Annotated in this window: 27 protein-coding genes; 18 read left to right on the top strand and 9 right to left on the bottom strand. The window is 47.4% G+C overall.

Features of this window, described 5'->3' with window-relative positions; translation table 11 throughout:
• Nucleotide 1: 1 nt before the first annotated feature.
• The gene (locus GVJ32_RS09000) at nt 2-856 is read right to left on the bottom strand and encodes an MlaA family lipoprotein (RefSeq protein ID WP_159239712.1); all 855 of its coding nucleotides are present in this window, start codon (nt 854-856) and stop codon (nt 2-4) included.
• Between the two features lie 107 nt (nt 857-963).
• Nucleotides 964-1,761 carry a crotonase/enoyl-CoA hydratase family protein gene (locus GVJ32_RS08995; protein ID WP_159239711.1) on the bottom strand — a complete coding sequence of 266 codons (798 nt, stop codon included), beginning with the start codon at nt 1,759-1,761 and terminating at the stop codon, nt 964-966.
• Nucleotides 1,762-2,012: 251 nt separating this feature from the next.
• On the opposite strand from GVJ32_RS08995, the gene GVJ32_RS08990 reads away from it, so the two are divergent.
• The gene (locus GVJ32_RS08990) at nt 2,013-2,597 is read left to right on the top strand and encodes a TetR/AcrR family transcriptional regulator (RefSeq protein WP_159239710.1); all 585 of its coding nucleotides are present in this window, start codon (nt 2,013-2,015) and stop codon (nt 2,595-2,597) included.
• 99 nt (nt 2,598-2,696) lie between these two features.
• Here GVJ32_RS08990 and nirD read toward each other — a convergent pair whose 3' ends face one another.
• The gene (nirD, locus tag GVJ32_RS08985) at nt 2,697-3,020 is read right to left on the bottom strand and encodes a nitrite reductase small subunit NirD (protein ID WP_159239709.1); all 324 of its coding nucleotides are present in this window, start codon (nt 3,018-3,020) and stop codon (nt 2,697-2,699) included.
• A 69-nt stretch (nt 3,021-3,089) separates the two neighbouring features.
• Complete coding sequence (gene nirB, locus GVJ32_RS08980; protein WP_159239708.1) at nt 3,090-5,639, bottom strand: nitrite reductase large subunit NirB; 2,550 nt, start codon at nt 5,637-5,639, stop codon at nt 3,090-3,092.
• Nucleotides 5,640-6,060: 421 nt separating this feature from the next.
• Here nirB and GVJ32_RS08975 point away from each other — a divergent pair, with 421 nt between their 5' ends.
• The 11 genes from GVJ32_RS08975 to GVJ32_RS08925 all read left to right on the top strand — a co-directional run bounded on the left by GVJ32_RS08975 (nt 6,061) and on the right by GVJ32_RS08925 (nt 18,111).
• Nucleotides 6,061-7,533: a NarK family nitrate/nitrite MFS transporter gene (locus GVJ32_RS08975; RefSeq protein ID WP_159239707.1), complete on the top strand. Its 1,473-nt coding sequence runs from the start codon at nt 6,061-6,063 to the stop codon at nt 7,531-7,533.
• Between the two features lie 37 nt (nt 7,534-7,570).
• Nucleotides 7,571-9,283, top strand: coding sequence for a bifunctional protein-serine/threonine kinase/phosphatase (locus GVJ32_RS08970; protein WP_159239706.1), 1,713 nt, complete (start codon nt 7,571-7,573; stop codon nt 9,281-9,283).
• Between the two features lie 455 nt (nt 9,284-9,738).
• The gene (locus GVJ32_RS08965) at nt 9,739-10,182 is read left to right on the top strand and encodes a hypothetical protein (RefSeq protein WP_159239705.1); all 444 of its coding nucleotides are present in this window, start codon (nt 9,739-9,741) and stop codon (nt 10,180-10,182) included.
• 50 nt (nt 10,183-10,232) lie between these two features.
• Nucleotides 10,233-11,534: a hypothetical protein gene (locus GVJ32_RS08960; RefSeq protein ID WP_159239704.1), complete on the top strand. Its 1,302-nt coding sequence runs from the start codon at nt 10,233-10,235 to the stop codon at nt 11,532-11,534.
• A complete protein-coding gene (locus GVJ32_RS08955) occupies nt 11,531-14,458 on the top strand; it encodes a tetratricopeptide repeat protein (protein ID WP_159239703.1) in 2,928 nt (975 codons plus the stop codon). Before GVJ32_RS08960 ends, GVJ32_RS08955 begins: the two co-directional genes overlap by 4 nt.
• On the top strand, nt 14,442-15,038 hold the full coding sequence (locus GVJ32_RS08950) for a tetratricopeptide repeat protein (protein WP_159239702.1): 597 nt from the start codon (nt 14,442-14,444) through the stop codon (nt 15,036-15,038). Before GVJ32_RS08955 ends, GVJ32_RS08950 begins: the two co-directional genes overlap by 17 nt.
• On the top strand, nt 15,035-15,346 hold the full coding sequence (locus GVJ32_RS08945) for a hypothetical protein (RefSeq protein WP_159239701.1): 312 nt from the start codon (nt 15,035-15,037) through the stop codon (nt 15,344-15,346). The genes GVJ32_RS08950 and GVJ32_RS08945 overlap by 4 nt, the downstream gene beginning before the upstream one ends.
• 49 nt (nt 15,347-15,395) lie before the next feature.
• Nucleotides 15,396-16,046, top strand: a complete 651-nt coding sequence (locus GVJ32_RS08940; RefSeq protein ID WP_200841377.1) for a MotA/TolQ/ExbB proton channel family protein — start codon at nt 15,396-15,398, stop codon at nt 16,044-16,046.
• 3 nt (nt 16,047-16,049) lie between these two features.
• A complete protein-coding gene (locus GVJ32_RS08935; protein ID WP_435808072.1) occupies nt 16,050-16,631 on the top strand; it encodes an ExbD/TolR family protein in 582 nt (193 codons plus the stop codon).
• Complete coding sequence (locus GVJ32_RS08930; protein WP_123181913.1) at nt 16,628-17,137, top strand: ExbD/TolR family protein; 510 nt, start codon at nt 16,628-16,630, stop codon at nt 17,135-17,137. The genes GVJ32_RS08935 and GVJ32_RS08930 overlap by 4 nt, the downstream gene beginning before the upstream one ends.
• Nucleotides 17,134-18,111, top strand: coding sequence for a TonB family protein (locus GVJ32_RS08925; RefSeq protein ID WP_123181914.1), 978 nt, complete (start codon nt 17,134-17,136; stop codon nt 18,109-18,111). Before GVJ32_RS08930 ends, GVJ32_RS08925 begins: the two co-directional genes overlap by 4 nt.
• Before the next feature lie 116 nt (nt 18,112-18,227).
• On the opposite strand, the gene GVJ32_RS08920 is transcribed toward GVJ32_RS08925, so the two are convergent.
• Nucleotides 18,228-18,671: a hypothetical protein gene (locus GVJ32_RS08920; RefSeq protein WP_123181915.1), complete on the bottom strand. Its 444-nt coding sequence runs from the start codon at nt 18,669-18,671 to the stop codon at nt 18,228-18,230.
• A 269-nt stretch (nt 18,672-18,940) separates the two neighbouring features.
• Here GVJ32_RS08920 and GVJ32_RS08915 point away from each other — a divergent pair, with 269 nt between their 5' ends.
• The 6 genes from GVJ32_RS08915 (at nt 18,941) to GVJ32_RS08890 (ending at nt 23,492) form a co-directional block, all read left to right on the top strand.
• Nucleotides 18,941-19,144, top strand: coding sequence for a hypothetical protein (locus GVJ32_RS08915; protein WP_123181916.1), 204 nt, complete (start codon nt 18,941-18,943; stop codon nt 19,142-19,144).
• 425 nt (nt 19,145-19,569) lie between these two features.
• Complete coding sequence (locus tag GVJ32_RS08910) at nt 19,570-20,619, top strand: DUF3034 family protein (RefSeq protein ID WP_159239699.1); 1,050 nt, start codon at nt 19,570-19,572, stop codon at nt 20,617-20,619.
• 39 nt (nt 20,620-20,658) lie between these two features.
• Nucleotides 20,659-21,120, top strand: a complete 462-nt coding sequence (locus GVJ32_RS08905; protein ID WP_159239698.1) for a group I truncated hemoglobin — start codon at nt 20,659-20,661, stop codon at nt 21,118-21,120.
• A 17-nt stretch (nt 21,121-21,137) separates the two neighbouring features.
• Nucleotides 21,138-21,737: an FMN-binding protein gene (locus tag GVJ32_RS08900; RefSeq protein ID WP_159239697.1), complete on the top strand. Its 600-nt coding sequence runs from the start codon at nt 21,138-21,140 to the stop codon at nt 21,735-21,737.
• Between the two features lie 21 nt (nt 21,738-21,758).
• Nucleotides 21,759-22,652 (top strand): PepSY domain-containing protein, encoded by an 894-nt coding sequence (locus GVJ32_RS08895; protein WP_159239696.1) that lies wholly within the window; start codon nt 21,759-21,761, stop codon nt 22,650-22,652.
• A 93-nt stretch (nt 22,653-22,745) separates the two neighbouring features.
• A complete protein-coding gene (locus GVJ32_RS08890; protein WP_159239695.1) occupies nt 22,746-23,492 on the top strand; it encodes a cupredoxin domain-containing protein in 747 nt (248 codons plus the stop codon).
• Nucleotides 23,493-23,599: 107 nt separating this feature from the next.
• Here the strand turns inward: GVJ32_RS08890 and GVJ32_RS08885 are convergent, their stop codons facing one another.
• From GVJ32_RS08885 to GVJ32_RS08875, 4 genes are all read right to left on the bottom strand, one after another.
• Nucleotides 23,600-24,007 carry a hypothetical protein gene (locus tag GVJ32_RS08885; RefSeq protein ID WP_159239694.1) on the bottom strand — a complete coding sequence of 136 codons (408 nt, stop codon included), beginning with the start codon at nt 24,005-24,007 and terminating at the stop codon, nt 23,600-23,602.
• A gap of 70 nt (nt 24,008-24,077) precedes the next feature.
• Entirely contained in the window at nt 24,078-24,323 is a 246-nt protein-coding gene (locus GVJ32_RS18475; protein ID WP_353652899.1) for a DUF6868 family protein, read from the bottom strand.
• An 88-nt stretch (nt 24,324-24,411) separates the two neighbouring features.
• Nucleotides 24,412-24,735 (bottom strand): DUF962 domain-containing protein, encoded by a 324-nt coding sequence (locus GVJ32_RS08880; RefSeq protein ID WP_159239693.1) that lies wholly within the window; start codon nt 24,733-24,735, stop codon nt 24,412-24,414.
• A 12-nt stretch (nt 24,736-24,747) separates the two neighbouring features.
• Nucleotides 24,748-25,509: a class II aldolase/adducin family protein gene (locus tag GVJ32_RS08875; RefSeq protein ID WP_159239692.1), complete on the bottom strand. Its 762-nt coding sequence runs from the start codon at nt 25,507-25,509 to the stop codon at nt 24,748-24,750.
• Nucleotides 25,510-25,558: the final 49 nt, after the last annotated feature.

Raw genomic sequence — 25,558 nt, 5'->3', positions numbered from 1 at the left:
GTTATTTTTCTGTGGTATTGGTTTTTGCGTCGTCGGTTTTAAACTGCTGGTCCCGCAGCAAACCCTGCAAATACATATTGCGAAAAAATAAATAGGGGTCGTCGCTTTTGGCGCGTAAGGTTTCGTAAGTTTCTGCTTTAGGTGCAAAACCCTGTGCCGCGTCGGCGGCCATTATGTAGGTGGTATCTGGCTGTTCGGTAATATAGGGAATGGGATTTAAAAAATAGTCTGCGACTACGCCAGTGCCGCTGCGTAGGTCAGAGGGGCCAATGAAGGGCAGTACTAAATAGCTGCCGTAGCCGCTGCCGTAATCGGCTAGCGTGTCAGAAAATCCGGTTTCATCTTTTTTTAAATCAAACCAATCGTTGGCTGGGTCAAAAATACCGGCGATGCCAACGGTGGTGTTTATCAGGAAGCGGGCGGTGGTGGTGCCGGCTTTGCTTGGTTCCCACTGGAGGAGGTGATTGATGATGTGAATGGGCGCCTTAATATTCGCAAACACATTACTCACCCCCGTTCGTACGGGCTGTGGTGCGATGTAGTTATAGGTTTTAGCAACGGGAATCAGGACGTAGCGGTAGCTGAAATCATTAAATGCAAACATGGCGCGATTAAAGCCCATTAAGGGGTCTTTGTATTCGCTCTCTTCGTAGCTGACGACGGTGATTTCGTCGTCGCTGAGGGTGTTTTCAGCGCGGGTAACTGGCGTGGCGGTTTCACTGTCTTGGTTTGCTGCGCAGGCATTATTACTGAGTATTGCTAGTAAAAAAAATACGCGTAGTAATACCTGTACGGGTAAATGATATACGCCGCTAAGACGTGACGGCTGTGCTGAGTGTTGAAGTATAAATGGCATCCATTCACCTAATTTATGTCGTTTTTACCGGCAATCTCGGTTTGCTAGCGCCAATGTTTAGAAGGGGTGTGGTGGTATTCGTTCCCCTGCTTCGTTTTGTTCGGATGTTATGTGCCTTGGTTTTCACTGCTGCCGTGACGGCCTGCGCCTTGCTCAAAGCGCTTGGCGCCACTGAGGGTTTCGCCGCTGGATAAGGTTTCCATTCCCCAATTGAATTCATTGCTAATAGCTGTCATTTCGTCCATTCCCCACTGCTGATAGGCGCTGCGGCGGTCGTTGCGCAGGCATTGTTGCGGCTGAGAGGCAATCTGCAGTGCGAGTGCTTCGGTGCTGCTGCGAAGTTGTTCTGGCGACACTAGGCGGTTTGCCAAGCCGATAGCAAATGCTTCCGAGGCTTCGACGGGGCGGCCGGTGAGTATCATGTCCATCGCTCGGCTCATGCCGATAAGACGCGGTAGGCGCACGGTGCCGCCATCGATAAGTGGTACGCCAAAGCGACGGCAGAATACCCCGAAGATGGCGCGGTCGGTGGCAACGCGCATATCGCACCACAGTGCGAGTTCTAAGCCTCCGGCAACGCAGTAGCCGTCGATGGCGGCAATAACGGGTTTGCTTAACTCCATTCGGCTTGGGCCCATTGGGCCGATACCGTCACTCGTTAAAGGGTTGCGGCGTGCGGGATCTTCGGTGGCAACGGCTTTTAAGTCTGCACCTGCGCAGAAATTGTGTTCTGCGCCGCTTAAAATGGCGACGGCAAGGTCTGGATCGGCGTCGAAATCGCTGAAAGCCTTGGCGAGTGCCTGTGCAGTCTTACCGTCGACGGCATTGCGAACAGCGGGGCGGTTAATCGTTATCCATAATAGGGGCGGATGCCGCTCGATTGTTATTGTTATGGAGGCAGACATAAAATTTCACCTTCTGTTTTTGGATGCTAGGTTTATTGAGTAGCATTAAGTGTGGCACCTTTTTGGTGCTTATGTCTTATATTGCTATTTAGGGTATACCATTGCGCATCGCACTAAATGGGATAGTGTTAGTCTCAGTGTGCGATACCCTCGCCCTCATAGTAGTGGCTATGTATACGACGAGATAATTAAACGGATTTTTCATCGATTTTCAGCCTAGTGCAAAAATCGATGCAGCAAGGGACATAGGTATGGCTAGACCCAGAGTGAGAGAGAAAATATTAGACGCGGCTTACAGCTTATTGCAGAGCGAAGGCGCTTCTGCAATGACCACGCGGCATATTGCGGTTTGTGCGGGCACAACTGAAGCGAGTGTGTTTAATAATTTTGGCGATAAAGCGCGTTTGCTTTACGCCCTGATTGGCGAGCGTCTGCCGGAAGTACAGGCGGTGAAGTCAGCAATTAATGCTGAGTTGCAAGGCGATATAACGGTGTGGCTGCAAAGTGTATATGAGCACGCTGAGTTATTTTATAGCGCTATTATTCCACTGACTGCACCACTTTGGGGGCGAGAGCAGCTGGTCGATAGTGCTATGGCAAGTGAGCGCCACCCCTTACATGGATTGGTTATGGCCCGTCTGCTTGAGTTTCAACGTGATGGCATACTGGCGCCGCGTCTTGATGCCAAGGTGCTGGCAATCATTCTATTAGGTGCCGCTTTGCATAGTAGTTTTAATGTGGTTGCGCACGGTAGTGTTGCTCTAAATGATAAGGTCGCAGAAAGGTCTGAGCGCATTGTGGCGAGTTTGTTGCCGTTATTTGCGACTGCAAATTAGTAAGAGTGTTGGGCTGAAAAAAGCCGGCACCACCGAAGTGGTAGCCGGACGAGGGGGATACTAGGTTTAAACCCGACGTTTCGCGTCGTTGTATTTGGTTTAATGGCTTATGCGGATCTGTACCGAATCGCCTTCGGTGCGCGCCTCGTAGGAGGCGATAGATACGCTGTCGTCTTCCAAGCATTTGCCTGCTTCAAGACTAAAGTGTTGTTTGTATATTGGTGACGCGACGACGAGTGTGCCTTGAATGCTGCACACAATGCCTCTAGATAAAACGTTGGCATTGCTGAACGGATCTTTGTTGGCAAGGGCATAAATGGCGTCATTAACGCGGAATATGGCCACTTGGGTTTCGTCAATTAAGGCGGCGACGCCGGTATTTGGTAGTATGTCATCGAGCTTGCAAATGGTTGTCCACGACATGGGGTAATCCTCATATAAATTTAATACTGACCGATCAATCGGGATTGATCAGTCTATTAATTAAGTGTCTTATGCGACCGCAATCAAATCGGTGTCGGCGATTTTTTCGGCCTCAGAGGCCGGGCGAATTTGACCGCGCTCTTGAATGAATACAATTTCCTTGTCGCTCTTGTCGGCATTCACAAAACTGCGGAATTGCTTCACCTTCTCTGGGTTTTCAACCGTGGTTTTCCATTCGCACTGGTAGGTGTCTACCACGTGTTCCATTTCGGCCTCAAGATCAGCACAAATTCCCAGTGAGTCGTCGATGATGACTTTGCGCAAGTAGTTCAAGCCACCCTCTAGGTTTTCCATCCATACCGAGGTGCGTTGTAGCCGGTCTGCGGTGCGAACATAGAACATTAGGAAACGGTCGATGTACTTGATCATGGTGTCGGTGTCGATGTCGGAGGCAAACAAATCTGCGTGACGCGGTTTCATGCCGCCGTTGCCACACAAGTACAGATTCCAGCCTTTTTCGGTGGCGATAACACCCACGTCTTTGCTCTGTGCCTCTGCACATTCACGGGTGCAGCCAGACACGGCCATTTTAAGTTTGTGCGGTGAGCGTAAACCCTTGTAGCGGTTTTCTAGGTCGATGGCTTTGCCGACGCTGTCTTGCACGCCGTAGCGACACCATGTTGAGCCGACACAGGATTTAACGGTACGCAGGGACTTGCCGTAGGCGTGACCAGACTCAAAGCCAGCGCTGATCAACTCTTCCCAAATGCGCGGCAGTTGGTCAAGTGTGGCGCCGAATAAATCGACCCGCTGACCGCCGGTGATTTTGGTGTAGAGATTGTATTTTTTCGCGACTTGGCCGACGGCAATTAAACCATCGGGGGTGACTTCGCCACCCGCCATACGCGGTACGACAGAGTAGGTGCCGTTCTTTTGCATATTTGCTAAGAAGCGGTCGTTGGTGTCCTGCAGGCTGGCGTGTTTTGGCTCCAGAATGTAGTCGTTCCAACACGAGGCAAGGATAGACGCGGCGGTGGGCTTACAGATTTCACAGCCGTGGCCGCTGCCGTGCTTTTCTAATAATTCGTCAAAGGACTTGATCTCACCAACCCGCACCAAATGATAAATTTCTTGGCGGGTGTAGGGAAAATGCTCGCAGAGGTCGGTGTTGACCTCGACGCCCATTTTGGTCAGCTCGGCGTTTAACACTTGGCCAACTAGTGCGGTGCAGCCACCACAGGTGGTTGCGGCTTTAGTGCAGGCTTTTAGATCGCCAACGGTCATGGCGCCGCCTTGTACGGCCGCGCATAAATCACCTTTGCTGACATTATTGCATGAGCAAATTTGGGCAACATCGGGCAGGGCATCAACCCCAAGACCAACGCCTGCGCTGCCATCTAAGCTCGGCAGAATCATGCCTTCGGGTTGCTCGGGCAGGGTGATTTTATTCAGTGCAAATTGCAGCAGGGTGCCATAGTCATTGGCTTCGCCAATTAATACCGCGCCCAACAGGTGTTGACCGTCGTTGGTGACAACGATCTTTTTGTACACTTCGGCCTTTTCGTCGATAAAGGTATAGCACTTGGCGCCGGCGGTGGTGGCGTGGGCATCGCCAATAGAGGCGACATCAACGCCCATCAGCTTAAGTTTGGTGCTCATGTCAGCGCCGGTGAAGGTTTTTTGCTCAATGCCGCCCAATACGTGGTCGGCAGCAACGCGAGCCATATCCCAGCCCGGTGCGATAAGACCGTAAATGCGACCGCCCCACAGGGCGCATTCACCAATAGCGTAAATGGCAGGGTCAGAGGTTTGGCAGCTATCGTTAATGACAATACCGCCGCGCTCGCCAACATCGAGTTCACATTGGCGGGCCAGCGCGTCTTGTGGGCGAATACCGGCCGAAAACACCAAAATATCGGTTTCTAGTTCGGCGCCATCGGCAAACTGCAGTTTATGAACGCATTCGTCGCCATCAATAATTTGTTGAGTATTCTTCTGGGTGTGTACTGATACGCCCAGATCTTCAATTTTACGGCGCAGTAGCGCACCACCGCCTTCGTCGACCTGTACAGCCATGAGGCGCGGCGCGAACTCAATAACGTGGGTTTTCAAACCCAGATCCTTTATTGCCTTGGCCGCTTCAAGGCCGAGGAGGCCGCCGCCGACGACGGCGCCGACTTTGGCATTTGCTGCCGCTGCGGTAATTGCCTCGAGGTCTTCGATGGTGCGATAAACAAAGCAGTTTTTACGGTCATGCCCTGGAACTGGCGGCACAAAGGGGAATGAGCCAGTGGAGAGTATAAGTTTGTCGTAGGCGTATTGTTGGCCTTTGTCGGTGCTGGCAATTTTTGCATCGCGATCAATCGTGATGACTTTTTCATTGCTTAGCGCAGTAATGCCGTTATCTTGATAAAAGCCTTCTTTTACCATATTCAACGATGCCGCTTCGCGGGTTTCGAACCACGCGGTTAGGTGTACCCGGTCGTAGGCATGGCGAGGTTCTTCGCCAATCACGGTAATGTCGAATTGATCAGACTGACCGCTCTCGACAATAGATTCGATAAATTGATGGCCTACAGGGCCGTTACCAACGATAAGCAGGCGTTGTTTGTCAGTCATGTTTACATCCTTTAATACTTGCGCGTGCTTTGGTCTTTACCGCAGCAGTTTAGCGGGTGTGGATACTATCTGTAGCGGTAAAAGCAAAAGCTGTGCCACTGTTTGGTTCATGATTTAAGATGTTGATTTTTAAGTGAAAAAATTTTGTTTTGCGCTTTGTTGGGGCGGGGTTTGGGTTAAAACAGGGAAGGCGCTGGGGTTTGGTGGGGCGCAGTGGAATAAAATAGTGCACGAATCTCCTGGTGATAGCGGGGTTGCTATGACCCATTTCGGTGCGTATAAATTTGCATTGCGGCACGATTATAAAAATAAGTTATAAAAAACAATAAGTTAATAGGTCTTTGGTTGGTGTGATTTCGCGCTTGGCACAGGGATTGCTCAGGGCATGGTAGATACCTTTACGTTGCTATTGGAGCTGTTGATGTCTTCCTCAACCTTGAATGTGCTTGATCTCAAGCAAGATAAAATTCGATTACTACACCTTAGTTGGTTTGCCTTTTTTCTGACATTTGTTGTGTGGTTTAACTTTGCGCCGATGCTGTCGGCAATTAAAGAAGCCTTTGATCTGAGTACGCAGCAGGTCAAGGCGCTGATGATATTGAACGTGGCTCTGACCATTCCGGCACGAGTCATTGTGGGGATGCTGGTTGACCGCTTTGGGCCGCGTATCGTCTTTAGTGCATTGTTAATTTCGGGCGGTTTAGTGTGTGTGGCCTTCGCGATGGCAAATAGCTACGAGATGATCGCACTACTTCGATTCTTAATGGGCTTTATTGGTGCCGGCTTTGTTATCGGTATTCGATTGGTTGGTGAGTGGTTTCCCGCTCGCCAAGTTGGCCTAGCAGAGGGTGTGTATGGTGGCTGGGGTAACTTTGGCTCCGCCGCGGCAGCGATGACTTTACCTACGCTTGCGCTGTTTTACGGTGGCGATGACGGTTGGCGCTATGCTGTTGCTACAACAGGCGTCATGGCATTTGCCTACGGCTTTTTCTTTTATTGGCGCGCTCGTAATACTCCAAAGGGCTCTACGTATTTTAAGCCGAAAAAATCTGGTGGTTTAGTGGTGAGCAGCAAGCGCGACCTCGTCTTTTATATCGCCATGTGTGTGCCAATGTATTTGGCCTTAGCGGTACTGACTTGGAAATTGTCGCCGGTCAATTTAGGTTTGTTGAGTGAGTTTGCCTCTATTTCACTGTATGTGGTTTTGGTCGTGTTATTTGTGGTGCAGGTGAGTCAGATCCTTCGGGTAAATAGTGACGTGCTGAATAATGTGCCGACCCCGCCGATGCAACAATACAAGTTCAAACAAGTTGCTATTTTGAATGTTGCTTACTTTGTCACCTTTGGTTCAGAGCTGGCGGTGGTGTCGATGCTGCCATTATTCTTTATGGAAACCTTTACCTTAAGTGCGGTTTCAGCGGGTATGTTGGCGTCTGGTTTCGCCTTTATGAACTTGGCGGCACGTCCGGGCGGCGGCTATTTATCTGATAAGTTTGGGCGTCGTAAATCGCTGTCTATTTTGGTAGCAGGTTTGGCAGTCGGATACATGGTATTGAGTCAGATAGATTCAGCATGGCCAGTAGGTTTGGCGGTGCTTGCTACTATGTGCTGTTCATTCTTTGTGCAGGCTGGTGAAGGTGCAGTATTTGCCATTGTGCCCTTAGTTAAGCGCAGCATGACCGGGCAGATTGCTGGTATGACCGGTGCTTACGGTAATGTTGGGGCGGTCATATTTCTAACCGTGTTGTCTTTTGTTAGTACAGCAGACTTCTTCATGGTGATTGCGGCCTGTGCTGCGGTGGTGTTTGCTGCGGTGCAGTTTATGGAAGAGCCTCAAGGTCACACTGCTGAATTGAATGACGACGGCAGTGTCGCCCTGATAGAAGTAAGTTAAAGTGCATTAATAAAAACTCGTTTCTGGAATTTATCCGATGCACTTTGATGGCGGCTTAAAATTGTCGATTGCCCAGCACAGCAGTGCTGGGCAAAAATCGGTTAACGAAGACAGTCTTGGCATTCGGGTGCCAGATGACGAGCAGCTCACCACCAAGGGCGCGGTGGCGGTTATTGCCGATGGCGTGTCCGCCGCGGAGGCGGGGAAGGAAGCTGCAGAAACCTGTGTAACGGGATTCTTGAGTGATTATTTTTCGACGCCAGATTCTTGGTCGGTAAAGCGTTCCGCTCAGCAGGTATTAAATGCCTTGAACCGTTGGTTGTATGGTCAGGGGCAGCATTATCTGCAAGCCGAAAAAGGCTATGTTTCCACCTTAAGTATTGCCATTTTCAAGTCTCAAACCGCGCATATATTCCATGTTGGCGATAGCAGAATATATCGTTTACGAGATGGATTTCTTGAGCAACTCACCCGCGATCACGCCATGCCGATTGGTCGTGGGCAGTCCTATCTCACCCGCGCAATGGGTTTAGATATTAATTTAGATGTGGATTATCGCGCCGCCGATGTCGCCGTTGGCGACGTGTTTTTATTAAGCACGGACGGCATTCACGACGTGCTGAACAGTGCTCATATGCAGGCCATCATCAGCGACAATGAGCTAGATCATGCAGCGCAATGTTTGCTGGACGAAGCCTTGGCGGCCGGCAGTGATGACAATGTAAGCTGTCAGTTACTCAGGGTAGACGCACTGCCACTTGAAGACGCAGGTGATGTTTACAGAAAATTAACCGCGCTGCCATTCCCGCCGCCGCTGAGCGTGGGCATGGTGTTGGACGGCTTGGTGATTGAGGCTGAGATTCACGCCAGCCCCCGCAGTCAGCTTTATAAAGTTTATGACGCAAGCGCAGATCGCCATTATGTGATGAAGACACCATCGCAAAATTTTAATGACGATCCAGCCTATATCGAACGCTTCATCTTAGAGAGCTGGATTGGTCGGCGTATTAATAGTGAATACGTAATCGACGTTGTTGAACCGCCGAAAGTGCCAAGTTGCTTATATTATTTGTCTGATTACTGCGCTGGTTTAACGCTGGGGCAGTGGATGCTTAAAAATCCCAAACCGGCAACCCAGGCGATGCTGGAGGTGATTTTACCTGCTGCCAAGGGTTTGCAGGCTATGCATCGACGAGACACTTTTCATCAAGACGTGAAGCCAGACAATATTTTAGTCGGCGATGACGGTGGGGTTAAAATAATCGATTTTGGTTCTTGCTATGTTGCTGGTCTAGCCGAAATAGCCGTGCCTATTGAGCGGGATAAGGTGCTTGGTACAGCGCAATACTCCGCGCCCGAGCATGTGCTGGGGCGCCGCCCTAGCGGTAAGGTAGATCAATTTTCGCTGGCGGTGATTGTCTTCGAAATGCTGACGGGGCAGCAGCCCTATCAAGGTCGATTAGAAAATTGCACAACCACGGCGGCGTTTTCTCGCTTAGAGTATGTGTCTGCCTGCCACTACAATCCCCATGTGCCATTGTGGCTGGATGCTGCATTGAGTCGCGCACTTAGCATAAGCCCCGAGCTGCGTTACAACGACGTGTCGGAGTTTGTTTACAATCTGGAACATCCCAATCCAGAATATATGAAGAATGAATTCCAGCCGCTATTAACTCGCAATCCAGTGCGAACGTGGCAGGGGATATCGCTACTCCTGTTCGTATGCTTGCTGTGGAGCTTGATGCGCTAGCGCCGCTATCAATTCGTAGCGCCTTAATTTTCAGGCAGGTATCGCGTGCGCAAATTCTAAAATTCGTGTCTTTGTGGTGCGCTCCTAAATCAGTGTGCGATTATTTTGTGTTCTAGGCTGGTGCGTTTGCTAGCTATTTGGGCGGAATGCTTCTCCTCTTATTGGTTTTACGCACAGGCGACCAGACCGATTTTGTGGCCTAGGCCACATTTTTCCTGTTTTACCAAACAGAACCCCCTCTGAATCTCAAAAAAATGCCAAGACTAAATTTCTTTGGCGCGCCTCTTGCAAAGTCATGGTTGAGAGCAAGTAAATTGGAACATTTCTTGTTGTTGACGACGAGTGCAAATTCAGGCGGTTAAGTCATGGCGCATTTTTACTTGAACAAAATACAAATTTCGATAGTGATTTTGTTGATGTTTAACGCAATGAATTCATTCTCTAACGACACAAAAATGGCTGATATTAAAACTAAGGCCATGCAAAACTATCTGTCGTCTGAGTATTCTCAGTCGTCAACTATGGGCCAACATAATGTTTATATTTATATAGGCCAGAGTGCAGAGAGCTTTGTTATTCAAGCAGCAAAAGTTCAAATAGATGATGCTGAGCCTATTCGTTATATCTACAGTGAAATGGAATCTCGGGTTCTGTTAGAGGGTGGTTTACATGCTATAAGTAGCGCGGGTTTGGCATCTGGTGAACATAGAATTCGTGCTGAATTTGTTGCGATGGCAGGTGACGGAGGTCCTAATACCGACAGGGTATTTCCTAGCATAGATCAACAGGTGACTGTCAGCGAAGAAAGCCATATTGAGTTGCAATTATTTAGCGATGGCATGAAGAAAGTGCTCGGTAAGGCAGACGTTTTGTTACATGAATGGCGCACAACATTATGAGAGTCTTCATCGTTCTTTCATTAATGCTGTCTTCAATAGCATCAAATGTAATGGCAGATACGTACACCCAGGGAACAGGGCGTGACCCTCGACTGCGAGTGGCGTATTTTAATGCACGTACCCATAAGCCATTTGATGCCCTAATAGAGTTGGCGATGGCGGCAAGTAAACGCGGTCAAACTATAGATGCCACCTCTGAGATGAATGCGGCGTTTCTGGCTGCAGCGAATGAGTTGGGCGTGAGTTTGTCGGAACTGGGTATAAAAATTTCACATCAAAATAGATCGCAAAATATAGAGAGCAGCGCCGCAGATATTTATGCGAATTATAATCGCGGTGTCTCCTTGCTTAAATCAAATACACCGCTTGATGGTGTGAGCGTGCTCAAAGAAATTTCAGTTGGTGAGTATGTAGAAAATGACACCGTATTGCTGCAAGACAAAACTAATTTAACGCTCGGGTATTACTTTTTAGAGTCTGGAGATAATCGCTCCGCTGTTCATTATTTCCGGCAAGTTCGACGTTTAAGTATGTATGCCAACAAGGCTTTGGTGGGCTTGGGTTGGGCGTTGCTGAGCCCAAATACAGGGAAAGAAAGCGCGACAACGCTGGATAAATTAAACGCGAGTGATTTGTCTTCTGAAGGCTATCTATGGTCGGGATCTGAGGATGATATTGCATGGTCGCGGAGAGAGGCACCTTTTCGGCGAGCGTGGGCGATAGCCAAGGGCGAGAAGGAAGAAGATCTGCGCGCGGCTATAGTGCCGTGGATGGAATTAATAAGTCGCGACCCCCTTGATCCAGCGGTGCAGGAAGTCATGTTAATACTTCCTTATTTGATGCTTCACTGGAACGGCCAAGAAGCGCGGGCGCAACAATATTATGGGGCTGCGGTGGCGCGCTTAAAGCAGGCTAGTCAGGACTTGGCGAAGATTGAAAAAGCTATTCGCAGTGGTGGCTTAATCAGCAGTATTCGCGCAGCAGATATAGACAGCAACGGCTGGGATATTTGGCTTAGCGAATTAACCGCAAATCGTTTGGGCGGTTATCTGAGTCTACTGCTAGATAGCGCCGAGTTCCGCAACACACTACAAGAGCTTAGACAGCTCGATCTTATCTACAAGCGTTTAAATACCCTAGGTGGTGGCAGGATTGAGGCGGCGTTGGCGGAGGTGGACGACGCACGTGCGACCTTAGCTAGTGAGCTAGAAAAGCTGGCATTGACGCGAATTGTGGAACGGCGTCATCGCACCGAAGCTTATTCTGCGGAAGCCGAGTTTGCCCTAGCAAGAAACTACGAACGACTTCGCCTGCAATTATCCGGTGTGGTTTGGAGTGGGGGTGAATCATGAGCCGAAATGATCACGCTAAGAAAGTCACTTCGACGGTCGCGCGCCGAGCAACATTGGCTCTACTTATTGCCATAGTGTTTAGCGCCAGTCACGCCTATTCGGCAATAGAGGGCGATAAACAAACCATCGGCAGCCTTTTGGACCGCAATGCCCAGAATCCAGATCGTCTTTTTGTAAGGCCAGCGCCGAAATTAGATATTGACGATGCAACAAAGGAGATGGAGGCGGCAAGACGCGCAGCGATACAACATTACGAGCGGGTGATTGCCTTAGCAGCCGCGCCGGCTGTTCGGGCGGAGTCAATACGTCGCGCGGCGGATTTACGACTAGAATTTGTCGACTCACATATTGGTTCTGATCAAGGCACGGGCGTTAGTCAGGCCTCTCTACAGCAGGATTTAAGCACTGCCATAACTTTGTATAGACAATTACTGAAGGAGTATCCCACTTATAGCGCGGGAGATTTCGTTCTTTATCAATTGGCAAGAGCCTATGATTTAAGTGAACAAGGCGATAAATCGATAGATACATTGCGGCGTTTAGCTGTCGAGTATTCGCAGTCAACACGGTTAAATGAATCGTCATTTAGAGCAGCGGAAATGCTGTATTTACGCAAGCGCTATAGCGAGGCAGCGGTAGAGTATCAGCGTATTAGCGGTCGTGAATCTACTGTCCAGTTTTGGTGGCTTGCCCAATACAAGCAGGCATGGACATATTATCAGCTCAGTGATTACACCGCTGCGGTGGCAGGCTTTGCCAATATTTTAGATCAATTGGAATTGAAGCCTGAGATTAGCAGCGTAGATGACATGCTTCTTGCTGCGCCACAGGATAAGAAAGAAATACTTAGAGACGCCGTGCGTGGTATGAGCAGGGTATTTTCAAAATACCCCTCAGCGAATGACATCAACGCCTACTTCAATCAACGTAATAGCCAATATTATTCCCCTCTCATCTATAGTGGTCTTGCCGCTATATTTTCGGAAGAAAAACGTTATACCGATGCTGCCCATGTTTATGAATCGTTTGCGTCATTGCATCCGCAGCATGAATTGGCGCAGGGCTTTAGTGAGCAGGCAGTGAAGTCTTATCAAAACGGTGGCTTTGAGGAGTTAGCGGTAGTAGGGCAGGAGCAGTACATTGCCAACTACGGGCCAGAAAGTGAAGTGTGGTTAGGTGACAAAATAAGCGACAGCCATAAATCCCTAGTCAGGCAGTATATGGGCGAGGTTGTAAAGTTTAGGCACGCAGCGGCGCAGGCGCTTGCTGAGAGTGACGTAGAGAAGGCAATGCCACAATTTTCAAAAGTGGCAGATAAATACTTCGCGATTATTTCGGCGTTTCCTGAGGACAAAGAGCAGGAAGATCTGATAAGCCTTTATGCGGATGCACTGTATGACGCTGCTCGCTTCGCGGACGCTGCTGCTCAATATGGCAAATTAGCTTATGAGCTTGAGGGCACCAAGGCTGCCGGCGACGCTGCTCTCGCGCAGGTGAAGTCATATCGCCACTGGCATGAAAGTCTAAAACTGGATGGCGCCGCAAATGCGGAAGTTAGCAGCGCAGGTGAGACGGTGTTTTCCGCAATCGCTAAATTTGCAGCGAGCTTTCTCAATCATCCGCAACGCTCGTTTGTCTTACTCACGGGTGCAGAGGATTACTACGTCTTAAATCGCTATGACGATGTTATCGCGATTTGCCAACCCTTGGTGGATGCTAAAAACTGGTCTGATACCGCACTGCAAGACAAGGCATTGGGTTTACTTGCCGATGCGTATTTCGCTAAAGAAGATTTTGGAAATTCAGAGACCTACTATGCGGCCTTAGTGCCACGTTTGGGCTTAGACAATAGTGAGCGCAAGGATATCGCCGAGCGGCGGCTGGCGATATCGGTATATCGTCAGGCGGAGGCAGCTCGAGAGCAGGGGCAGGCGCGCTTAGCGGCAAATTTATTTCAGCGTGCGGCAGATTTATCTAGGGATAAAGAGCTTATTGCTGAGGCTATGTTTAATGCAGCAGGGCAATTATTTGAAGTAAAAGAATGGTTGCAAACTGCGATGGTGTTGACGCGCTTTAATGCTCAGTTTAGTGAGCATGGTATGGCGCTAGACGCTGACAAAATGCTGGCGACGGCATATCAGAAGTCGTCACAATTAGAGAAGTCGGCAAAGGTTTACGAGCGCATCGCCTTGTACCCGTCGGCTTCTAGTGAGCTGCGCAGAACGGCGCAATTGGCAGCAGGTAAGCACTACCTATCGGCTGGTGCTTCAGGTGATGGTATTCGGGTGTTAACGCGATATTTGCAGGCATTTCCGAAGCCGCTAGATGAGGCGCAGAAAACACGTTTGATGCTTGCCGGTTTATATCCTGAAAGCGCCACAAATCACTATAAGTGGCTGCGTAATATCGTCGAAGCAGATCGGCTCTCGGGAGAAAATAACGCGCAGTCCCAGTTAATGGCTGCGGACGCCAGTTACAAACTGGCGATGGTGGATGTGGCCTCGGCAAATGCAATTCCGCTGTCATTGCCTATCGAGAAGAGTTTGCCGCGTAGACGAGCGGCAATGGAAAAAGCCATCAGTTCACTTGTGAATTCCTCCTCCTTTGGGTTTTCAGATATTACGACCCTCGCTAATTATGAGTTGGGTGAGCTGTATCGCAAATTCGCCACCGCTTTAATGGAATCTGAAGTACCCACTAAATTGGACGGCGATGTTCTAGAGCAATATATGATTTTATTAGAAGAGCAGGCATATCCCTTTGAGGAAAAGGCCATTGCTGAATACGAATCGAATATGGCTCTAGTTGGCGAGGGCGTATGGACCGCGGGGGTGCGGAAGAGCTTAATCGCACTGGCGGCATTGGCACCGGCAAAGTATGGAAAACAACCTCATCTTGAGAAAGTTTATGACTCACTTTATTAAAATACTATTCGCTATTTTTATTTCATCTATCTTGCTTGCGTGCTCAAGCACAAACCAAGTGGTGAAAAATGACGGTGCCAAATCTCGATATGCATTTGAGTTTAAAAGTGCGCTGGCATCTATGCAGGCGGGAGATATTGAGTCTGCAAAATCGGCACTCATTGCAATTACCGAGAAGGCACCAAATTACTCTGGGCCGTGGACTAATCTTGGGATTATTAGCGCCGGTCAGCGTCAATATGATCAAGCAGAAAATTACTTTAATCAGGCGCTTAAGTGCCAAGACAAGAATACCGTGGCGATGAATTGGTTGGGCTACCTTAGCAGTGTTAAGAAGGAATATTCCTCTGCGTCAATGTGGTATTCGCGGGCCATTGCCATAGACCCAACGTACGCCGAAGCCCATTTGAATCTTGCCATGTTATACGAGGCAAATTTGCACAGACCCAAAGAAGCTTTAGATCACTACCGAGTTTACCAAGCGCAGACTGGTGGAAAAAATATGCTGGTATCTGCGTGGATTCGTAATCTTGAAGAAAGTATGAATTACCTTGCGACGAATAGTGAGGTGGTGAGATGAGATTTCTTGGTGTCGCGGCCATAAGTTTGATGTTTATTGTTGGCGGCGTATTGGCGAACGAAGAGAATGCATCTACCAAGGCGGCTGACACCGCAATGGGAATGACGATTCACGGTGATGCGGCGGCAGCGGTGGGCTTATACCTTATGCCATGGAGTAATGAGCAAGTTAGCGATATCGACCGACCTCCGCGATTGTTGAAGGAGGAGATTGCAGAGGTCGATGCGAGCGATTTTAAGCGTCAAGCCGAGTGGGATGAAATGCGTCGTGAATATCAGATTTGGCGATTGCAAAGAAATAATTGGTAGCTGCGACTTTTAGTAAACGTAATTTTATGATTATCGGTGAGGATGTTACATGGAAGCCATGAATAGTTTTGTTGTGTTTTTTAATAATGGCGGACACTTTATGTATCCGATAGCGTTGGTGCTTGCGTTGTCGTTGGCGATAAGCATAGAGCGTTTTGTGTTTTTGGGTAAATCGTTACGGGAAAATCGTAAGTTGTGGGCAAAGGTGTCGCCCATGCTCGGAGCTGATGATTTGGCTGAGGCTCAAGCCCTGGTAGGAGCGTCTAAAGTTGCCGTGGCGCGCATTCTGAACGAAGGTTTAGATAAGGCGGCAAGTGCAAGACGACGCAGTGAGCTAGAGATGGCGACGGAAGATAGCTTGATTTCTATATTGCCAACTATTGAGCGAAGAACACATTACTTAGCGACATTTTCTAATGCTGCAACTTTGCTGGGCTTGTTGGGTACGGTTTTCGGTTTGATTACGGCTTTCGGCGCCTTAGGTGGTGCAGATCCGGTCGAGAAGGCAAATTTGCTCTCGGCGGGAATCTCAGAGGCGATGAGCTGCACCGCATTTGGTTTGATGGTCGCCATTCCGTCTTTGTTTGCCCACGCGTATTTACAGAGTCAGGCAGAAGAGCTGGTGAATACCTTGGAGTCCGCCTGTGTTCGATTTGTTTCTTTAGTTAGTAATAGCAGTGCCGTGCACTTTAAATCGTAATTTGTGCAATGGGCGTTCAAGGAGTTTGCTGTGACCTCATTATTTCAAGCAGAACCGGAATATGAAGAAGTAGAGCAGCGCCGATCAAAACGAACTCGGCGATTAAAGCGGAAGCTTAAAGGGTATGGCGACGGTGAATTAAATATCGTATCGATGATCGATGTGTTTGCGGTAATGGTATTTTTCTTGCTGGTCGGTTCATCTATTTCTGCTAGCAAATTACATACTCTAAATCTCACCATTCCTGTTGCGAGTAATGCACCCAGTCCAACTCAATCTGACTTTCAGTTGGCGATCAGCTTGTATGAAAGCAAAGTAGTGGTGGCTGAGTCAGGTGTACGTTCCAGTGTTAATCACATCGACGCTCAGGTAGATACAGATTCATTATCGAGTTTACTGCGGTCTATTAAGGCAGAGCACCCAAATGAAGAACGGGTAAGTTTACTCGTGGCAGATACTGTTTCCTACGAGCAAATTATTCGTGTGATGGACAGTATTCGTGAATACCGATTGGTAGAGGGAGGCGAGTCAAAGCCGCTTTTCCCTGCAATTTCAATGGNTGATGCTGAGGTGGGTGCTAAGTGAGTTATTCAGCAAGCGAAAGACGCATTATTCGCAAAATTAAGCAGTCGAAAAGACAGGTCAGTATTAATGTCGTTTCCTTGATCGATATATTTGCCATATTAGTATTTTATTTACTTGTTAATGCCTTGGTCGTAGAGGTTATTCCCGAGTATCAGAACCTAAAGCTGCCTGATTCAGTATCTAAAGATAAGGCTAAACGGACGGTCGCTGTAGCCATAAGTGATCACAGTATATTGGTAGATGATCATGTGGTTATGAGTGTGGATGAGGCGCTGCTTGTAAATGAGCGAACTTTGCAAAGTTTGGCGCAGGTATTGAGTAGCAGGCAGAAAGATGATGAAAAGCCGCTAATTGACGGTGAGCCTGAAATACTCGATGTCAATATTGTTGCAGACTATAAAACACCGTATGAACTGCTAAAGAAAGTATTGGCGACCTGCGTAGATGCAAAGTATGGCAAAGTGTCATTAGCGGTTAGGGCGCTAGAGCAAGGAGCTAGTCTATGAATGTTGGCTTTAATAATACACAGCTGGGATTCGACAATTGGGGAATTCATCAGGATGCCGATAGGCGATTCCGCCAAATATTGGCCAATGTCCTAGCCATAACGCTATTCTTTTTTATTGTTTTACCTTTTTGGGTGATAGAACCCCTAGAGGAATTAAAGGAAATCGAGGAGGAATATTACCTAGAGATACTGCCTCCGGCGGTATTAGAAAAGCCGAAAGCCAAATCGCCAGACATTCCAGATACCAAGCCCGAGCCTATCAAGGCTGTTGAGGTGCCTAAGCAAATAATTCCAGAGCCGGTAAAAGCCATTGAGCCACCGGCGTCATCGCCAAAAAATGTGCAGCGAGATACCGCAGCGGCAAAAAAGGTCGCCGCGAGCAGTGGTGTAATGGCCTTTAGTGAGCAGCTGGCAATATTGCGAGACACCGACACGCGATCTCTAGCGTCTGTAAAGGCGCTGCGGGATCGAGGTAGTGTTGTAGATGATGTGGCGTCACCTTCGTCTAATTTGATGAGTGCCAATACGCGGGGCAGTGAAGTAGGTGCTATTGATGGTGAGAATATTAGCGATGATGCGAATAAGCTTGCCTTAAGTAAACATAGTACTCAAAAAGTGGCTGTGTCTTCGGGTAAACCAAAGGTCGCGGTGGCAGAAGGTGGCAGCGGCGGCGGGCAGAAGACTCGTAGTTTAGAGGAGATTCAATTAGCCTTTGATCGCAGCAAAAGTGCTTTTTATGCCATATTTAATCGCGCGGCGAGAAGTGACTCAACGATTGGCGCGGGGACGGTGGTGGTGGCCTTAACGATTCAGCCGGATGGCAGTGTGAGTGATTGTACTATTGTGTCGTCTAGCTTTTTTAATCCCGAGTTAAAGAATAAGCTGGTTCAACGCGTTAAGCAGATGAAGTTTGATAGTAAGGCGGTGCCGGTATTTGTTTATGGTAATTACCCTATCAGCTATGTGCCTTAGGACTTTATAGGTATTTTAGTTTTTTGTAATTATAAATTAAAAAAGGCGGAGTTAACTTGTTGCTTTTCAGGGGGGAAACAACAGCTGATAGCTAACTCCGCAATGCGCAAAAAATACTAGAGAACGCCTCCAGAGACCACTCCGCCGACTAGAGGAATTACAGCAGTATTAACGATAGGCAATACACCGTTCAAAACAGGGTCGAGCAAGCCGCTGGTAAGAGGGAAAACTACGCTACCTACTAAGCCGTTAACGAGATCGTTACTTATAAGTCCATTCACAAGGGGTAGTGATGAATCAAGGCCTAGCAACGTGCCCCCTAATACTGGATCTAATAGGTTGCTGGTAAGGGGAAGAACCAAATCGCCCACCAAGCCGCCAACGAGATCGTTACTTAGAAGACCATTTACTAACGGGAGTGCTTGATTGGTTAGGTCAAGTACTCCCGGAAGTATACCTCCGAGCAAGCCGGCAGGTAGGCTGGCTAAATCGGCTTGAGAGTGTGCGTGACTTGCCACTGTGAGTGCAGTGCTGAGTAATAATGCATTTAATGGTTTCATTTTGACTCCAGGATGATTAAGGGTTAAATGTGTTAATGAACTTATTGTTTTCAAAAGTCTGCAATTAGGGTGCCAAGCAAGAATATTGTTTTTAATATGTCTAATAAGTAATAAATTTCATAAAAATAAATAAAATTTGTCATATTTAAGATCAAATGTAAGTAATTCTATTGCAGTAATCGCATCTTATGCATTGCTATTGTGCGTGTGGTTAAAAGCTGTGCGTAATCAAGCGATTTGTTGTGGTGCTATTGTATTAATTTGGCACCATGTTGGTAATTTTTTTACAGGATGTGCCGGTAATTGATAGGTGGGTATTAATTGGCGGCGATGTTGGCTTTGTAAGTGACCAATATTATTTATTATCTAACCTTTTAGTCGCCGATGGAATTTTGTTTATTGCTAGTCTTCATGGCTTGCTCTGTCTTGGTGCGAATCTACTTATTATTGTATTGAATGATGTGGCTACATAAGTGTGCAGCTATAAAATTGATGATTTTTGCGGTGGCGGGATAAATTATTTTTTGTGCACTGTATTTATTCATATTGCAGATTTACTGGTTCCATTATGTAACTAAATTGACATACCCCTCCATTTTTCGCCCATAAATCGCGCATTTTTGTCGTGTGTCGGTGTTTGTTTATGCACATTATGCGCGCCTCGATATTTTCTGCATAACTCTCTTTGTTCAGATTTTCATATATGGCACACCCGTTGCTAGTTGTGTAATGCACCCTTAAAAAGACGGATTTCGTGTTTTGAGTTGCTAGATAGGTTGCTTGAGTTTTTTAAGTTTAAACAACTTTGCGATTGGCAATTTAAGAACAGAGAAGGTTCGCGAGAACGCGGGGCATTTATTTATGCATTGTGGTTTGTCTATTGATTAGGAGCATCAAAATGGAAGAAGCAAAAAGAAACAAGTTTCCTTTGAGTAAAGGTGCGGCGTTATTCGTAGCAATGCTCGCGAGTAGTATATCTCATGGAGACTTATTTGACTCAGGTAAGGTGTTGGCTACCGGCGGTGTTAGCATGATCGATGGTGCTGGTGGTGGCGGTATTACACCTTGGGCAACAATTACCGGCTACGCAACTAAAGAGGGGATTAACGGAGATCTTCACTATACTTACGCGCCGTTGGCGAACTATACCTTGCACTCTGTGGGTGCGGCGGTTGGTTTTTGGGATAGATTTGAGCTGTCTTACACATCTAGTTCACTAACAACGGGTTCGACATTTGATACATTAGGTCTTGTTTTTGACACGGTGGGTGGATTAACTGACTCTGTGGCTGGCCTACCTATTAGTACCGGTATAGAGCCCTTTAATACCACAATTGATATGGAAGTAATTGGCGCAAAAGTTCGTGTGTTTGGTGAGGCGATTTACGATTCTGATAATTTTATTCCCCAGGTCGCAGTTGGTGCGTTTTATAAGACCAACAAGAATGATGAATTGTTGACAACCCTTGGAGCAGACAAAACGAAGGATTGGGAGGCATACATATCAGCGACAAAAATATTCTTCCCAATTAATACGCTTATCAATATAACTGCTAGATACACTGCTGCTAACCAAACTGGTTTGGTCGGTTTTGGTGGTCCAGATGGCAGTGATAAAGAAATTCGCCCAGAAATATCTTTGGCATATTTACTTCGCAAAGATACCGTTATCGGTGTGGAGTGGGCAAAGCATGGTGACAATCTAAATGGGCAAAGCGTTGAAATTGCAGGTTTAGATTTAACATCCTTGCAACCTACTTTAGAAACTTTGGGGCTTTCTAACGTGGCGGGAACACTAACTCAGAATGAAAGTGATTGGTATGATGCTTTCGTCGCCTTTTTTCCAAATAAAAACCTCTCTATCACCATGGCATATGCGATGTTAGGTAATATTACGCTTACTCCTGACCAGCATGGTTTTTATTTGTCGTTGCAAGCCAGCTTCTAATGTTGAGTAAAAATACTTTTTGAATATCAGGAGAGAATTATGAAACAACTATTTCGTACTATTGCGATAACTTTTATGTTGTGTGTGGCTGCGTCACCGAGTTTTTCCCAGACGGGTAAAACGGGGACCTATCCTCCAATCGACAGTGATGCGGTTGAACAGTTTGGTGGTCCTGAGGGGGTGCGGAACTGGGTCGAGGGTCTTTTCTATTACATTATGCTAGACAATCGTATTAACCACGTGTTTCGTGAGTTCGGTAATATCGAGAGGCAGATATATTTAAATACGCAGTTGGTTCAGTTGGTACTTGGCGGTGATGTCGAGTATCAGGGGGCGAGTATGGCGGCGGCGCATGCAGATTTGGGTATTACTCTGACTCAATTTAATGCGGTAGTTGAAGCTGCTTATAATTCCTGTGAGCGGATTCAATTGACTTATGAAGCGTGTAATCAGCTCATAGCAGGATTGGCTCCTTATAAACACGCGATTGTAACTCGTTAATATATTTTGGAGTACGCATGCTTTATCAATTTGACAAAGCGGGCGGGGCGGCATCTGTTTTAGATGCCGCAGTACCAGCCCCAAAATCCAAGTTCATTGCGCTATTTGCTGTTTTAGGTTTGTGTTTGTTTAGCGCTGCAACAGTAAAGGCATTTGAAATTTATAAAACCTTCCAGACCCCGGAGGTGTTTTTAGCGGAGGTATTTAAAAACAATGTTCCGGCACCAAAGATGCTGATTCTTGACAGTAATGATCAGCGTGAAATAGCAGCAGTATTTAATCGGTCCTTTCCACAGCAGCGAGTGCGCTATTGGGAAGACGGTGAAAGAACGGTATGGATATTTGATGACATTGGTAAAGAAGGCTATGTACCAACCACAAGTGGTTTTGTTATCAATAATGGTGTCGTTGATTCAGCTAAAGTTTTGGTTTATCGAGAGTCTCGAGGGGAGCAGGTTGCGGAGCCATCGTTTTTAAATCAAATTAATGGCTCGAAAGCAGCAGGAAATGGCTTAGATAAGCCGGTAGATAATATCACGGGCGCGACCTTGTCTGTGAATATGATGAAACGGATGGCGCGTACTGCGATCACCCTGGATTCATTGCGCAATAAATGAAATTAGTTTCTAGGAGGTACTATGCGTGATCAAAATGCGCTCCGTGCGGCTGATGTACGTGGGCCTGAGACCGCGACGCCTGTTGGTTCCACAGTGAAGCGTAAGGCGGTTGTTAATACCCTTAAACCGTCGGCAGGTAAACCCAAAATGAATGTGTCGATGCTGTTGCGGAAATGGCATCAGCGTATAGGATTGTTTGCATTTATTTTTATGGGCTGGCTTGGATTTAGTGGTGTTTTGTTAAATCAAAGTGTCAGCATGGGTCTGGATGCGATTCGAGTTAATTCGGTAGCGTTAATGTCTTTATATGGGCTTCACGCTGAGGTCCCCGAGAACGGTTATCGCTCGGGCGAGCATTGGCTGGTCACTACCACAGAAAATACCGTTTTAGATGATATTGCATTGGAACAGCATATACCTTCGCCCTTGGGGTTTGTGGATGTAAAGAACGGTCTTGGTGAAACACTCTATGTTGCCACTAATGACAAATTGACCCTGCTGTCTACCGAAGGGGTGGTAATTGAAGAGCAAAGTGGCTTCATGTTGCCGGTAGGCCATATTCGTAATTTAGGCTTATACGAGCAGGGTGGCGAGTCTTATCTCGCATTGCAAGGTGAGAATACCTATATAACCGAAGACGGGCTCACGTGGAATGAGTTCGACAAGCCTGATCAAGTAAGGTGGTCGGCATTAGAAACCTTATCAGAAGGCGCAAAGGCAGATGTTGAGCCCTATGCGCACCCAACGGTTGCTTTGGAGCAGGTATTAATCGACTTGCACAGCGGGCGTTTGTTTGGATCCTTCGGCTCCACTCTTATTAATTTGGTAGGTGTTGCTGCGGTTTTGCTATCGATATCTGGGGTTTGGATGACGTGGCGTACTAACCGTATGCGGAATTCACGTCAGAAAAAATAATTTCTCGTTTATCGTAATGCTTTTTTAAGGTGTTAAAAGAGCATTGCGAAGGAGTTTTACTGTGAAGAAATATTATTGCGAAGGAGTTTTACTGTGAAGAAATATTATTGTCTTTATACCCTACTTGCTGCTTTAACCATGTTTTTAGGGGCTGCAATATCATCAGATGTGCTGGCGGCTTCTGAAAGTGTAAAGGTTGAAATTAAGAATTATAAGTTTGGCCCTGAATCAGTGGACGTTCAGCCGGGTCAAAGTGTAGTTTGGGAAAACTTAGATGGCGCTAGTCACACCATTTTAATTGACGGTAAAGAAAGTCCTCGTCTTGCTAAAGGGGCTGATTACAGCCAAGAGTTTTCTGCACCCGGTGTTCACAAATATCAGTGCGGTCTTCACCCATCAATGAAAGGTGTTATTACTGTTGCAGGCTCCGCAAGCTCTGCGGCGGCGAGTGCGGGCATCGCATTGCATGGTCCCTCAGTGCCAACGCAGCAATCGGCACCGGTGCCAGTAAAACGTGTTGAATCTGCCGGTATTAAAAAGGTGGGGTCGCCTATTAAGGTGATTGGTAGTGCCGCTGCATCAGGCAAGCAGGCCGAGAATACGGTTTCGATTGTCGATTTTATGCGATTTTCACCTGCAGTACTGACAGTGAAAGCTGGTACCACGGTGACATGGACTAACTATGATGGTTCTAATCATATTATTTTGATGGGGAGCGTCCGTAGCCCAAGGCTTAAGCACGATTCTACCTTTACTCACACCTTTGATAAGCCGGGCGAATATACCTATATATGCGCTATTCACGGCGAGAAGATGACTGGTAAAGTTATTGTTATGTAGTAATTAAATGCTATCTCGATCTTTTGTGGTGGCGTGTATTTATTCGCATCCCTAGTCGTAGTGCCAGCATAAATGCTCGCACTACGCAGTGGTGGTCATTCCCGCGTTTAGTAATCGTCTAAACGCCAGCCTTGTTCTGTTTTTACTAGCTGTACTCGATCTTCTTTGGTAATTGAGTCGCCGGCTTTAAAGTCGCCAAACTGCATACGCATAGTCATGAGTTTGAAGCCGGCACCTACGGTCTCGAACGGCGAGTCGCTGGGGGTGTTAATGACTTGATCGCTTAACTCCTCAAAGCCCTTCTTAAAGGTAAGTTGGTAGCGAACATCAGCAATATAAAGTTGTTCGGTTTTGGCCAGCCCATTGGTTTTCTCAAAGTCTGAGATGCTGTAAGTTTCAGCGCCACCATCGCTAAGAATAGCTTCTGAAACGAGTTGCTCTATTTGTCGGTCACTGGGTTTTCCTGAGCAGGCCGCTAAAACAAGACTGATGAGTAGAAGACTAACTTTTTTCATTTGAGGTCCAAATAATGTAAGTACAAGGTAGGTGATTCTAGCGCAGTCCGGCGGCAGAGCGGAAATCATCTTACATTTGGATAATCCATAATGCCAAAAAAGGAGTGAGGTTAAACACTAGAACCAATAGTTTATATAGCGCCAAAAATTGATAGATTTGGGTGTTGAATGCTTCTCTTGAGAGTTGGAAAATTTGGCCGTGTACGCGATAAACAAAATCGGGCCGCAGTGATAAGGCTAGTGTACTGACTAATAGGATGCTGAAATTAAGAATGCAGCACCATTTAAGGAAACTGCTTAGTAGGATAATGTCCATTTTGCGCCTCGTTATAGAAGATTTAGGGCTTGGTGTTCAGTAACAGCATAGCGCAAAGTCGGGTTTTGTCAGGGTAGGGCCGGAGCCCTTAAAAAGGAATTCGGCCAATCAGCATATCTTTTGCCATTACCCAGTCACCGATAAAGCTATATAGCGGGTGTTTGAAGGTGGCGGGCTTATTGTGTTCAAAAAAGAAGTGCCCCACCCACGCAAAGCCGTAGCCAATGATCGGCAGCAGCCAAAGCAAGGCCCAGTTTTGGCTTATTACGGTGCTAACTAGCAGGCTCAAAACCAGAGTGCTACCAACAAAATGCAGGCGGCGACAGGTTTTATTGACGTGTTCATTTAAATAAAAAGGATAGAACTCTGCAAAGCTATTGAAATGCTGTAATTCGCTGTTTGTCGTGGACATAGTGTGCTCCTGTTATTCTGCGTAGCCGGGGTTTTGGCGGTCTAATTTACGAAGTAATCCCGGCCAGGCTAAGCCGCCGAACATACCGCGCGTCACAATTTTTGCCGCTTCTTTTACACCTTCAACGATAGCGGGGTTGATCGGAATTAATTCGCGGTTGCCCGCCAGTGCGCGTACCTGAATCATACAGCTGGCCTCAAAGATGTACATGGCCAAAAACGCGTCTGCAGGGTTGTTGCCGACGGTTAGCAAACCGTGATTGCGGAGCATCAAGAAGGTGTTGTCCGCGAGATTGGCAACCAAGCGGGGCTTTTCGTCTTCGTTCAAGGCAATGCCTTCGTAATCGTGGTAGCCGAGGCTTGCCAGTATCAGTGTGGCTTGTTGAGACAGTGGCAATACGCCATCCCGTTGGGCCGACACCGCAACGCCGTTAAGCGAGTGGGTGTGCATTACACAATGGGCGTCTTCTCGCGCTTGGTGGATCGCACTGTGAATGGTGAAACCAGCAGGATTGACGGGGTAGGGCGAATCTTCGACCTTCTCGCCGTTGAGGTCGATTTTTACTAACGATGAGGCGGTAATTTCCTCGAACATCATCCCGTAGGGGTTGATCAGAAAATGATGCTCGGGGCCGGGCACTCGCGCTGAAATATGGGTAAAAACCAAGTCATCCCAGCCGTATAAGGCGACTAGCCGGTAAGCCGCGGCGAGGTCTACGCGAAGCTGCCACTCTTGTGCAGACACACGATCTTTAAGTGAAGTGATTGCCGTCATGGAACGTTATCCTTATTGTTTTGCGTATTTGAGTTTAATCTATAGTCTA

Origin of the sequence: Zhongshania aliphaticivorans, assembly GCF_902705855.1 — a bacterium.
GTDB classification, from domain to species: domain Bacteria; phylum Pseudomonadota; class Gammaproteobacteria; order Pseudomonadales; family Spongiibacteraceae; genus Spongiibacter; species Spongiibacter aliphaticivorans_B.
Note: the sequence above shows the minus strand (reverse complement) of the source record. Positions and strands in the feature narration are given on the sequence as shown.